Below are 11,838 nucleotides of genomic sequence, written 5' to 3'. Positions count from 1 at the left end.
CGACGCGCCGTGCCCACCACTTTTCTCGATTTCATCAGAAGTGGTGGGCACGCTTCGCTTTGCCCACCATACAAGATCTCGATCGGTCTTACGCCGCCTTCTTTTTCGCCGTGATCAGCTTGCGGTTGATCAAAACCTCGGCGATCTGGATCGCGTTGAGCGCGGCGCCCTTGCGAAGATTGTCCGACACGCACCAGAACGCGAGACCGTTCTCGACCGTGGCGTCCTCGCGGATGCGGCTGATATAGGTCGCGTCCTCGCCGGCCGCTTCGTAAGGCGTGGCGTAGCCGCCGGGCTCCTGCTTGTCGATGACGAGACAGCCGGGCGCCTTGCGCAGGATCTCGCGCGCCTCGTCCGCGGCGAGCGGGTTCTCGAACTCGACGTTGACGGCTTCCGAATGACCGACGAAGACCGGCACGCGCACGCAGGTCGCGGAGAGCTTGATCTTGGGATCAAGGATCTTCTTGGTCTCCGCCATCATCTTCCACTCTTCCTTGGTGTAGCCGTCCTCCATGAAGACGTCGATGTGGGGGATGACGTTGAAGGCGATGCGCTTGGGGAATTTCTTCGCGATCAGCTCGTCATTGGTGTAGACGGCTTTGGTCTGCGAGAACAATTCGTCCATCGCGTCCTTGCCGGCGCCCGACACCGATTGATAGGTCGAGACCACGACGCGCTTGATGGTCGCCTTGTCGTGCAGCGGCTTCAGCGCGACGACGAGCTGCGCGGTCGAGCAGTTCGGGTTGGCGATGATGTTCTTCTTGGCAAAGCCCTTGGTCGCATCGGCGTTCACCTCCGGCACGATCAACGGCACGTCCGGGTCCATGCGCCAGGCCGAGGAATTGTCGATCACGACCGCGCCGGCGGCGCCGATCTTCGGCGACCATTCCTTCGAGACCGAGCCGCCCGCCGACATCAGGCAGATGTCGATGTCGGAGAAGTCGTAGTGCTCGAGCGCTTTGACCTTCAATGTTCGATCGCCATAGGAGACCTCGACGCCGACGCTGCGGCGTGAAGCCAACGCCACGACCTCGTCCGCGGGGAATTTGCGCTCATCGAGGATGTTGAGCATTTCCCGTCCGACATTGCCGGTCGCTCCGACGACTGCGACTTTGTAACCCATCGTTCACTCTCCGATGAAAAAGGCCTTCCCGAAGCGGCACGCTTAACCAGGAAGCGCAGCGCTTCTATGCGAGAACCGCCCCCAAGACAACGCCAAGACAATTTTTGACCGTGCCAGAAGGCATTGGATGCCGCCGTACCAGGCCACTCCGGCCGCATTTCCCAGAACCAGGATCCATCTGGCAGTCCTAGGCCTGACCGACGAGACGGTCGGCACGCTGGCGCGCCTGTTCGCCTATGTGGGGACGCTGACGCTGCTTGCCATCCTCGGCGTGGCCGCGCTCGGCCAGTTGTCGAGCCTGCATGACGACGAGCCGGCAATGAGGCCAAGCTGGCGCGTGGCCGACCGCTCGCATCCCGCCTTTGCCGTCAGCCGGCTCGATTCCAACGATAAAACAGACGCTTACATCATCCTTCGGCATCCTGAGGGCGGCCGCAAGGACGTCATGCGCTGGGCGGGCGACACGCCGGTGCCGGTCGCCGAGCTCGAAATCTACCGGCCTGGCGGCGAATTCGACCCGGCGACACGCCTGCCGGCCGACATGATGGCCCGGATGGGCCTGAAGGACGCGACGCCGCTCGAGGCAGCCGGGGTCATCGACAGCAAGTTCGGGCCCGTGGCCCTGTATCGCCCGAGCGGACAGGCGTCCGGCTGTCTCGGCTATTTCAAGCGGATCGAGGAGCCGGGCCTGCAGATCTCCGGCTGGTCGTGCCAGGGCGACGCGCTGCTGGCCCGGCGCGCCGCGATCGCCTGCACGCTGAGCCGGCTCACGCTGCTCACCTCCGGCAACGAGCCGAAGCTCGCCGAATTGTTCGCCCATGCCGAGCTGAAGCGCCGCCCTTGCGGCCCGCCCGCCTCCGCGGACTGGCTGATGGGCGCTGACAATGCGCAGCTGCGCGGCGCGCTTTGACGCGCATCAAGCTCAAGTGGCTGGTTTTCATGCAACTTTTGGCCGCAGGCGCAATTATTCCGGCGCGGTGTGACCCAATTGACCTAGTTGCAGCCACCCCCGGCGCGCTAGTATGAGATGAAATCGATTGGCGGCCTGCCGCTTGAAGGGGACGTGATGAGCTCGAAATTCTCTGCCGCGAACAAATTGGCGCTGTGGGTTGCGGCGGGAGCCGTTGCCGCCATCGGCCTGACCGCCTCGGTCGATGCCAAGACCAAGCGCACCTATGACGATCGCGGCCGCGTCTATTACGGGTCGAATGGTCCCAACGTGGTCTATCAGCAAGGCCCGCGCACCCGCATCTATGTCAGCAAGCGCTCCTGGCTCGATGGCGGCACCGAGGTCAATCCGGGCGACCGCAAGTTCATGGACTACGCGTTCCCGCCGGAGATTGGCTACCCCACCTTCGCGCGCGAGAACCTCAACCGTCCGATCGATCGCCAGCCGCTCAGCACGCCGGCTGATGTCGGCGGCTATCCGAGGAACTTCCCGCTGTATTGATACGAGCTTCGACTGAATCAAAATGGCCGGGCTCGCGCCCGGCCATTTTTGTTTTGTGATGTCTTCCCGCTCTACCGGCCGGGAGCAAAAGCCGGGTCGTAACGCTTGCAAAATTGTTCGATCGCCTCGGAGCGGAAATCGCTCAGACGCTCGAAGATGATCTCATCCGGCCAATCCCACCAGGCGATACGGCGCAGGCTTTCCGCGACAGAATCGATAAAGCGCTTGCGGATGGAGCGCGCGGGAACGCCGCCGACGATCGTGTAGGGCGGCACATCGCGGCTGACGACCGCGCCTGCGGCGATCACCGCGCCGTCGCCGACGCTCACGCCCGGCAGCAGGATGGCGGCGTGCCCGATCCAGCAATCATTGCCAACGATCACCCGGTCGCTGCGGCGGTCCGCAAAGAAGTCGCGGTCGCGGGTCGCTGTCGCCTCGTAATATTCCGGGCAATAGGTAAAGCGATGTTGGGACGGACGACCCATCGGATGATTCGGCGCGCCGATCCGCACCGAGTTGGCGATTGCCGTGAACTTCCCGATCACGGCGTCGGCGACCTCGCAGTTCTCGCCGAGATAGGAGTAGTCGCCGAGCGAGGAATACTCGATGCGCGTGTCGCCCAGGACTTCGCAACGGCGCCCGATCTGCGCCTCGCGCAGGCGCACCGTTTCATGGATGACGGTTTCCGCGATCTTGGGTCGATGCGACGCATCCATGAGGCTGGCTCCGATGAAGACGCCGTAGGGTGGGCAAAGGCGCGAAGCGCCGTGCCCACCATCTCGCGGCAATCGCGAGAGAAGAGGTGGGCACGCTTGCGCTTTGCCCACCCTACGATTGCGGTGCTTGACGTTACGCGTGCAGCTTCTGCAATTCCTTCAGGATCGCTTCGCCCATCTGCGTGGTCGAGGCGGCGGTGGTGCCTTCCGACTTGATGTCGGCGGTGCGCAGGCCGCTCGCCAGCACGGCGGCGATCGCGGCATCGACCTTGTCGGCGAGCGCGCCCATGTCGAAGGAATAGCGCAGCGCCATGCCGAAGGACGAGATCATCGCGATCGGGTTGGCGAGGCCTTGGCCTGCGATGTCGGGCGCCGAGCCGTGCACGGGCTCGTACAGCGCCTTGCGCTTCTTGCTCTTGACGTCGACCTCGCCGAGCGAGGCCGAGGGCAGCATGCCGAGCGAACCGGTCAGCATCGCCGCGATGTCGGAGAGCATGTCGCCGAACAGATTGTCGGTGACGATGACGTCGAACTGCTTCGGCCATTTCACCAGCATCATGCCGCCGGAATCGGCGAGCTGGTGCTCGAGCGTGACATCGGGATATTCGCGCTTGTGGACCTGGGTCATGACCTCATTCCAGAGCACGCCCGACTTCATGACGTTGCGCTTTTCCATCGAGGTCACCTTGTTCTTGCGCTTCTTGGCAAGCTCGAAGGCGACGCGGCCGATGCGCTCGATCTCGTAGGTGTCGTAGACCTGGGTGTCGATGGCGCGCTTCTGGCCGTTGCCAAGATCGGTGATGGTCTTTGGCTCGCCGAAATAGACGCCGCCGGTGAGCTCCCGCACGATCACGATGTCGAGGCCCTCGATGGCCTCACGCTTCAGGCTCGAGGCGTCGGCAAGCGCCGGATAGCAGACGGCGGGGCGTAAATTGGCGAACAAAGCGAGATCCTTGCGCAGCCGGAGCAGGCCGGCTTCGGGGCGCACCTCGTAAGGAACGGCATCCCATTTCGGACCGCCGACCGCACCGAAGATCACGGCGTCGGCGTCCTTGGCCTTGGCCATGTCGCCCTCGGAGATCGACACCTTGTGCGCGTCATAGGCGGCGCCGCCCACGAGCCCGGTGTCGGTCTCGAACTTGGCGATCCCGGCCGCATTGAGCCAGTCGATCAGCCGCTTCACCTCGCCCATCACTTCGGGGCCAATGCCGTCACCGGGGAGCAGCAGCAGTTTATGGGTCGCCATGGTCGGTTCCTCTGAGGTCGAATTCGGCCGGAGTGCTAGAGCGGCGTTGCGCGCTTGGCAAGACACCATTGCCGCGGCGCGGCTGTGCAAGGCGCACCGGGCCTGCCACAATCGGCCGCGCCGGAGTACCCCTTGCACGCCCCTGACCGCCCCCCACGAGAGCCGCATCCTGCGCGGCTGATTCTGATGCTGTCGCTGGCGGCGACGGTCGGGCTCGGCATCGGCCGCTTCGCCTATGCGCTGGTACTGCCGGACATGCGGGACAGCCTGAGCTGGTCCTACTCGGCCGCCGGTTTCATGAACACCATCAACGCCGTCGGCTACCTCGCGGGTGCCCTTATGGCCTCGCGGCTGATCAAGCGGGTCGGCTGGTCGGCCGCGATCCGCGGCGGAACGCTGGCCTGCCTCGCCGCCCTGGCGGTCTGCGCGCTCACCGGGAACTTCTTCGCGTTGAGTCTCGCGCGATTGGTGCTGGGGCTGGGCGCTGCGGCCGGCTTCGTGGCCGGCGGCGCGCTGGCCGCCACCATCGCGCAGTCGCACCCTGAAAGGGCCAATTTCCTGCTCAGCCTGTTCTATGCCGGCCCCGGCATCGGCATCCTCGCCTCCGGCCTGATCGCGCCGTTCACGCTGCAGCATTTCGGGCCGGGCTCGTGGTGGATCGTGTGGTGGGCGCTGACGCTGCTCTCGGCCGCCATGACCATCCCGCTGTTCTTGATCCGCATTGAGAGCAAGGCACGCTTCAGCGACGCCGGCCACGGCTCGTTCGCGCTTCCGCCGATCCTGATCTATCTCGCCGGCTACTTCCTGTTCGGGGCGGGCTACATCGCCTACATGACCTTCATGATCGCCTATGTGCGCGATGCCGGTGGCGGCGCTGCGGCGCAGGCTGCGTTCTGGAGCCTGATCGGGGTGAGCGCCTTCGTCACGCCCTGGGTCTGGCGCGGCGTACTGGCACTCGACCGCGGCGGGCTCGCCACCGCGATCATCCTCGGCACCAATGCGCTCGGCGCGAGCTTGCCGATGCTCGGGCATTCGACGGCGTGGCTTGCGACCTCGGCCGTCGTGTTCGGTGTCGCTTTCTTCGCGGTCGTGGGGTCAACGACCGCTTTCGTGCGCTTCAACTATCCGCCCGCAATATGGCCAACGGCGATCGCGGCGATGACGATTTCGTTCGGCGTCGGCCAGACGCTTGGGCCGATCGTGGTGGGTGCCATCACGGATGCGCTGGGGAGCCTGTCGTATGCGTTGAATGTTTCGGCCGCGCTGCTCGCGCTCGGGGCGGTGGCGGCGCTGTGCCAGCGGAAGGTGGGGCCGAAGCATTCGGTGTCGTAGGGTGTGCAAAGGCGCTCTTGCGCCGTGCCCACCATCTCTCCACGATCGCAACAGAAGTGGTGGGCACGCTACGCTTTGCCCACCCTACAATTCGTGGCGTCAACTCCCACTGAACGAATTATACCCCTGGTCTTCCCAATAACCGCCCTTGTACTCGTTGGTGACTTCCATCGAGACCACGTATTTCGGGTTCTTGAAGCCGAGTTTTGTGGGCACGCGGATCTTCATCGGAAAACCGTAGGCGCGCGGCAGAATGTCGTTGGCATATTTGAACGTCATCTGCGTCTGCGGATGCAGCGCGCTGCGCATGTCGAGCGGGGAGTTGTAGCCATCCTTGTCGGCGCACTGGAACCAGACATATTTCGCGCGGGTGTCGGCGCCGATCAGTTTCAGGAAATCGCGCAGCGGAGTGCCGGTCCAGCTTCCGATCGCGCTCCAGCCCTCGACGCAGATATGGCGGGTGATCTGCGTCACCTGCGGGAGCTGGTAGAGTTCGTCCAGCGTCCAGGACTTCTTGTTGTCGACGAGGCCGCGCACCTCGAGCTTCCAATCCGCGGCCGAAACCTCGGGCGCCTCGTCGAGATCGTAATAGGCGTTGAACGGGAACGGCTTTGTGATCGCGCTCTCCGGGAAGGTCGGCGCCAGCGCGTCCGGATTGAAGATGAAGGCCTGCACGGCGTCGTTGAATTTCGAGACCGTCTTCAGCATTTCTTCTGCCGACGATGAATCGACGACGTCGCAACCGGTGAGCAGGCTCAGCGCGCCCAGGCTGGCACCGCCCGTGATGAAGCGGCGGCGGGTGAGGTCCGGCATCGCCTTGAGCGAATCCTTGATCAGGAGACGCTTGTCGACGCCGGGGATCAGGAACGAACGCTTGGCCATGATGTTCCTCGAGAATCTTTTGTTCTGAGCATGATCTTGTCGGAAAACCGGTTCCCACTTTTCCGGATCATGCTCGATCAGCGGCCGATGATCATGGCGCGCAGGCTCTTCGGCACGAGCAGCGCGAGCGCCACGTGGACCACGAGGAAGGCGCAGATCGCGGCCATGCAGAAGAAGTGGACGTAGCGTGCCGTCGGATAGTCGCCGAACAGCGCCACCAGATAGTAGAGTTGGACCGGTTTCCACATCGACAGCCCCGACAGCACGATGAGCACGCCGACCACGATGATCCCGGCATAAAGCAGGCGCTGCACGTAATTGTAGACGGTGAGATCGTCATGGCCGAGCTTGAAGGTCAGGGCCGCCCTGACGTCGTGGAGCACGCCGGACGGCGTGATCGGCAGCAGCTTCCTGGCGAAGCGGCCGGTGGCAAGGCCGGTGATGAGATAGGCGAGCCCGTTGATCATCAACAGCCACATCGCCGCAAAATGCCAGAGCAGCGCGCCGCCGAGCCAGCCGCCGAGCGTGATGTCGCGGGAGAAGCTGAAATTGAACAGCGGCGAGGCGTTGTAGATCTGCCAGCCCGACATGATCATCAGGATCATGGCGAATGCGTTGATCCAGTGCATCACCCGCACCCAGACCGGCTGAATGACCTTCGCCGGCGAGGAGGTAGCGGGTGCATCGGTTGCAGCAAGGCTGGACATGGTGGTTCCGTCCTTAGGGATCGCGTGAGAACAAATATACGCCGGCAATTTCGGTTTCGTTACGCCCTCTTAGGTATCGAATCGATGCCTATGAAACATCGCGGTCACAAAAAAGCGAGCCGGGATCCCCCGGCTCGCCGTTTCGCGCGTCCCGTTCGGGGATGAAACAGGGCGGTGCGGTGTTACGTCGCCGGCATCAGCACGGTGTCGACCACATGGATCACGCCGTTCGACTGGTTGACGTTGGTGATCGTCACCATCGAGGTACCGCCCTTGGCGTCGACGATCCAGGTCTTGCCGTCCATCTTCTTGATCGTCAGCTCCTCGCCCTCGGCGGTCTTCAGCTTCTTGCCGTCGAGGAGATCGGAGGCCTCGAGCTTGCCGGGCACGACATGGTAGGTGAGGATCTTGGTCAGGGTCGCCTTGTTCTCAGGCTTGACCAGGGTGTCGACGGTGCCGGCCGGCAGCTTGCCGAAGGCCGCATTGGTCGGCGCGAACACCGTGAACGGACCCTTGCCTTCCAGCGTCTGCACGAGACCGGCGGCCTTCACCGCCGCCACCAGCGTGGTGTGGTCCTTGGAGTTGACGGCGTTCTGGATGATGTTCTTGGAGGGGAACATCGCGGCGCCGCCGACCATCACGGTCTTTTCCTCGGCACGAACCGGCGCGACGACGGTTGCGGTGATGGCGAGTGCGCTGAAGGCGGCAGCGGCGAGATAGGCAATACGCTTCGACATGGAGAGTCTCCCGATATCTGGATGAAGTCCTGCAACAACGGCGCCTGCGACAGGTGTGAGGCGATAGCGCCGTCGTTGGCCGAACTACGGGAGGGTTTGCCGAGCGGTTTCGGACAATAATTTATTGTGATGCGTGAAACTTTGGGTGGGCGAATTCGTGGGGTGCTGCGAGCTCGCGCCAAGCACGCCGGTGCTGTGGGGCAAAGGCGCGCAAGCGCCGTGCCCACCATTTATGTCCAGATTCGCGAAAGATGGTGGGCACGCTTCGCTTTGCCCACCCTACGGCACCGAGAGTGTGGCGCGCCGATCAATCCCCGCTTCACGGCGTCTGAATAAATCCGCGATTATGCGTGGGGCTGATCAGCACTTCGTTGATGCAGACGCGCGGCGGCATGGAGGCGATGAAGGCGATGGTGCGGCCAAGATCTTCGGACTGGAGCATCCTCGCCTGCTCCTCCTCGCTCGGCACGACCGGCCGCAGCTTCAGGATCGGCGTCGCCACCTCGCCCGGCATCAGGCAGCAGGCGCGCAGGCCGTTGACGCACTCGTCCATGTTGAAGGAATGGGTCAGCGCAAGCACCGCATGTTTGGTCGTGGTGTAGGCCGGGCCCGGCATCTTCGAGACGTGACGACCGGCCCAGGACGAGACGTTGATGATGCATCCGTCCTGCTGCCTGCGCATCGCCGGCAGCACCGCGCGCATGCAATAGAGCACGCCGTTGAGGTTGATCTCGACGAGCTTGTCCCAGCCCTCCAGTTCCATGTCGTTCCAGCTTCGCTTGGGAACATTGACGCCGGCACTGTTGACCAGGACGTCGATGCGGCCGTGTTTCGCCAGGATCTGATCGGCTGCTTTCTGGACATCCGCGGCGACGCTGACATCGAGCGGGATCGCCGCCGCCGCCCCGCCGTCTCTGGTGATTTTGGCGACCACGGTATCCAACGCATCCTTCCGCCGCCCGGACACCACCACCGTCCAGCCGTCGGCCGCGAGAGCCTCCGCGCCGGCCTCCCCGATCCCGCTGCCGCCGCCCGTGACCCAGGCCACGCGTTTCCCACCTTTCGTCATGCAAACTGTCTCCGTTGCTTCATCGGGGCTGTTTTTGCTAATGCAGCCCTCGGTTTTGACCGGCCTTCGCCGGCGAGGAATGTTGCATGAACCAAGCTGCCAACGCCAATCTGTTTTCCCGCCTGTTCGATAGCCTCGAGGATCCGACGCGGCTTGCGATCGAGACCCATGACGGCGGCCGCATCAGCTACGGCGAGCTGATCGCACGCGCGGGCCAGATGGCGAATGTGCTGGTGGAGCGCGGCGTAAAGCCGGGCGACCGCGTCGCGGTGCAGGTCGAAAAATCCGTCGCCAACATCGTGCTGTACCTCGCGACCGTGCGCGCCGGCGCGGTCTATCTGCCGCTCAACACCGCCTATACGCTGAACGAGCTCGACTACTTCATCACCGACGCCGAGCCGTCGCTGGTGGTCTGCGATCCCTCCAAGGCCGACGGCATCGCTGCGATCGCCGCCAAGGTGAAGGCCAAGGTCGAAACGCTCGGGCCCGACGGCAAAGGCTCGCTGACGGACGCCGCAGCGAAGGCGAAGAGCGAATTCGCCACTGTGGCACGCGCGAATGACGATCTCGCCGCGATCCTCTACACGTCAGGCACCACCGGCCGCTCCAAGGGCGCGATGCTGTCCCACGACAATCTCGCCTCGAACTCGCTGACGCTGGTCGAGTACTGGCGCTTCACCGACAAGGACGTGCTGATCCACGCGCTGCCGATCTACCACACTCACGGCCTGTTCGTGGCGACCAACGTCACGCTGTTTTCGCGCGCGTCGATGATCTTCCTGCCGAAGCTCGACCCTGACCTGATCGTCAAGCTGATGGCGCGCGCCACCGTGCTGATGGGTGTGCCGACGTTCTATACGCGCCTCTTGCAAAACCCCGCGCTGTCGCGCGAGACGACCAGGCACATGCGTCTCTTCATCTCGGGCTCGGCACCGCTGCTCGCCGACACCCATCGCGAATGGTCGGCGCGCACTGGACACGCCGTGCTCGAGCGCTACGGCATGACCGAGACCAACATGAACACGTCGAACCCCTATGACGGCGAGCGCGTGCCCGGCGCGGTCGGCTTTCCGCTGCCCGGCGTCTCCGCCCGCGTCACCGACCCCGAGACCGGCAAGGAATTGCCGCGCGACGAAATCGGCATGATCGAGGTCAAGGGCCCGAACGTCTTCAAGGGCTATTGGCGCATGCCGGAGAAGACCAAGTCGGAATTCCGTTCCGACGGCTTCTTCATCACTGGCGACCTCGGCAAGATCGACGCCAAGGGCTACGTCCACATCCTCGGCCGCGGTAAGGATCTCGTCATTTCAGGCGGCTTCAATGTCTACCCGAAGGAAATCGAGAGCGAGATCGACGCCATGCCGGGCGTGATCGAGTCCGCCGTGATCGGCGTGCCGCATGCCGATTTCGGCGAGGGCGTCACCGCGGTCCTGGTCTGCAACAAGGGCGCCGATGTCAGCGAGGCCTCGGTGCTGAAGGCGCTCGACGGCCGTCTCGCAAAGTTCAAGATGCCCAAGCGCGTCTTCGTCGTCGACGAGCTGCCGCGCAACACCATGGGCAAGGTGCAGAAGAACGTTTTGCGGGATACGTACAAGGATATCTACGCGAAGAAGTAAGGGGCGCCCGATCGCTCCGGGCTGGGGAGACATGAAACGCGAGCAGGCTGTCCGGATCAACGATTATCTCCTCAAAGCCTGCACGGCATTGGACCAGGCCCGAATGGCCATCGCAGGGCTTGGCAAAGCTGAGCGGATCAAGCTGGGAGACTGGCTTGACGACATCGTCGCCGCTTTGGAGGACGAGGTCCTCCTGCCGATTTACGAACAATACCCGGACCTAGAGCCCCCAAAGCCCAGTTGGGAGCCGCCTACAATCTCCAGCGAGCTCACATGGGATGAGGTGCTCCTACCGCCGTCGGTAACCGATCAACAGTTCGACGAGATCATTTTCTCGGTCATGAAGCCACATTGGCGAAAGACCGCGATGATGGTGTTTCTTGTGATGGACCGCTGCAAGGAACTGGGATTGCCGATCAGTGACGAGATGATCGCAGCCCGATTGAAGGTATTGGCGGACTCCGATCGCATCGAGGGCATTGGCGATCCCCGAATGTGGTTCCACAGCGAAGTGCGATTGAAAGATTAGTCCGTCGACTAGTGGCCACCCGCGAGGCTCAGCCCAAACCGACTGCCGACGATAAACAGATAGCAGCCGAACGCGGCCTCCAGCGTGCGCTTGGACATCGCATGCTCGGCCTTCACGCCGAGTGGTGCGGTGACGAGGCTTATCGGCATCACGGGCACGGCGCCGACCAGCGAGGACGTAGCCGAGCGGAGATCGAGACCTGCAATCACGCGAATCGTATCCCGGCACGTTAGCGGCGAACCGCCGGGGCGGCGCGCCTGGACGAAGAGCGATGCGTCCGCAACTTCTAGGCTATCTCGATCGCGCGGTCGTCAGCGGGAAGCGACAGGCGCGGAATGCGGAGCGCGCATATCGGAAGCGCCCTGGCGAGATGATGGAGGGAAAAAACGGGGCAAGCGGCGGGCGCGGCAGGCTCTTTTGCGGTTCCACTC

Annotated in this window: 12 protein-coding genes and 1 pseudogene; 5 read left to right on the top strand and 8 right to left on the bottom strand. The window is 63.6% G+C overall.

The genetic code is table 11. The features are described from left to right. Positions 1-88 precede the first annotated feature (88 nt). A complete protein-coding gene (locus NLM33_RS30690) occupies positions 89-1,123 on the bottom strand; it encodes an aspartate-semialdehyde dehydrogenase (RefSeq protein WP_254101776.1) in 1,035 nt (344 codons plus the stop codon). A gap of 127 nt (positions 1,124-1,250) precedes the next feature. Between NLM33_RS30690 and NLM33_RS30685 the strand changes: the two genes are divergently transcribed. Together NLM33_RS30685 and NLM33_RS30680 are read left to right on the top strand one after the other, a co-directional pair. Beyond that, positions 1,251-2,033: a hypothetical protein gene (locus NLM33_RS30685; RefSeq protein WP_254101774.1), complete on the top strand. Its 783-nt coding sequence runs from the start codon at positions 1,251-1,253 to the stop codon at positions 2,031-2,033. A 156-nt stretch (positions 2,034-2,189) separates the two neighbouring features. Next, the gene (locus NLM33_RS30680; protein WP_254101772.1) at positions 2,190-2,573 is read left to right on the top strand and encodes a hypothetical protein; all 384 of its coding nucleotides are present in this window, start codon (positions 2,190-2,192) and stop codon (positions 2,571-2,573) included. Between the two features lie 71 nt (positions 2,574-2,644). Here the strand turns inward: NLM33_RS30680 and NLM33_RS30675 are convergent, their stop codons facing one another. Both NLM33_RS30675 and leuB read right to left on the bottom strand, forming a co-directional pair. Next, positions 2,645-3,289: a DapH/DapD/GlmU-related protein gene (locus NLM33_RS30675; protein ID WP_254101770.1), complete on the bottom strand. Its 645-nt coding sequence runs from the start codon at positions 3,287-3,289 to the stop codon at positions 2,645-2,647. Between the two features lie 133 nt (positions 3,290-3,422). After that, positions 3,423-4,535 (bottom strand): 3-isopropylmalate dehydrogenase, encoded by a 1,113-nt coding sequence (leuB, locus tag NLM33_RS30670; RefSeq protein ID WP_254101768.1) that lies wholly within the window; start codon positions 4,533-4,535, stop codon positions 3,423-3,425. Between the two features lie 132 nt (positions 4,536-4,667). Between leuB and NLM33_RS30665 the strand changes: the two genes are divergently transcribed. Continuing rightward, positions 4,668-5,867 (top strand): YbfB/YjiJ family MFS transporter, encoded by a 1,200-nt coding sequence (locus NLM33_RS30665; RefSeq protein WP_254101767.1) that lies wholly within the window; start codon positions 4,668-4,670, stop codon positions 5,865-5,867. A 99-nt stretch (positions 5,868-5,966) separates the two neighbouring features. On the opposite strand, the gene NLM33_RS30660 is transcribed toward NLM33_RS30665, so the two are convergent. The 4 genes from NLM33_RS30660 to NLM33_RS30645 all read right to left on the bottom strand — a co-directional run bounded on the left by NLM33_RS30660 (position 5,967) and on the right by NLM33_RS30645 (position 9,262). Continuing rightward, a complete protein-coding gene (locus NLM33_RS30660; RefSeq protein ID WP_254101765.1) occupies positions 5,967-6,749 on the bottom strand; it encodes a molybdopterin-binding protein in 783 nt (260 codons plus the stop codon). A gap of 77 nt (positions 6,750-6,826) precedes the next feature. After that, positions 6,827-7,456, bottom strand: coding sequence for a cytochrome b/b6 domain-containing protein (locus NLM33_RS30655; protein ID WP_254101763.1), 630 nt, complete (start codon positions 7,454-7,456; stop codon positions 6,827-6,829). Between the two features lie 182 nt (positions 7,457-7,638). After that, a complete protein-coding gene (locus tag NLM33_RS30650; protein WP_254101761.1) occupies positions 7,639-8,193 on the bottom strand; it encodes a fasciclin domain-containing protein in 555 nt (184 codons plus the stop codon). Between the two features lie 319 nt (positions 8,194-8,512). Further along, positions 8,513-9,262, bottom strand: coding sequence for an SDR family oxidoreductase (locus tag NLM33_RS30645; protein WP_254101759.1), 750 nt, complete (start codon positions 9,260-9,262; stop codon positions 8,513-8,515). Positions 9,263-9,348: 86 nt separating this feature from the next. On the opposite strand from NLM33_RS30645, the gene NLM33_RS30640 reads away from it, so the two are divergent. Both NLM33_RS30640 and NLM33_RS30635 read left to right on the top strand, forming a co-directional pair. Further along, positions 9,349-10,878 carry a malonyl-CoA synthase gene (locus tag NLM33_RS30640; RefSeq protein ID WP_254101757.1) on the top strand — a complete coding sequence of 510 codons (1,530 nt, stop codon included), beginning with the start codon at positions 9,349-9,351 and terminating at the stop codon, positions 10,876-10,878. A gap of 31 nt (positions 10,879-10,909) precedes the next feature. Beyond that, the gene (locus NLM33_RS30635) at positions 10,910-11,407 is read left to right on the top strand and encodes a DUF3658 domain-containing protein (RefSeq protein WP_254101755.1); all 498 of its coding nucleotides are present in this window, start codon (positions 10,910-10,912) and stop codon (positions 11,405-11,407) included. Between the two features lie 8 nt (positions 11,408-11,415). Here the strand turns inward: NLM33_RS30635 and NLM33_RS30630 are convergent. Further along, a pseudogene (locus NLM33_RS30630) lies at positions 11,416-11,580 on the bottom strand (sulfite exporter TauE/SafE family protein); the annotation flags it as partial. Positions 11,581-11,838: the final 258 nt, after the last annotated feature.

This window comes from Bradyrhizobium sp. CCGUVB1N3, from assembly GCF_024199925.1.
Classification (GTDB): Bacteria; Pseudomonadota; Alphaproteobacteria; order Rhizobiales; family Xanthobacteraceae; genus Bradyrhizobium.
The sequence above is the reverse complement of the archived record's forward strand: the minus strand, read 5'-3'. Positions and strand labels throughout refer to the sequence as shown.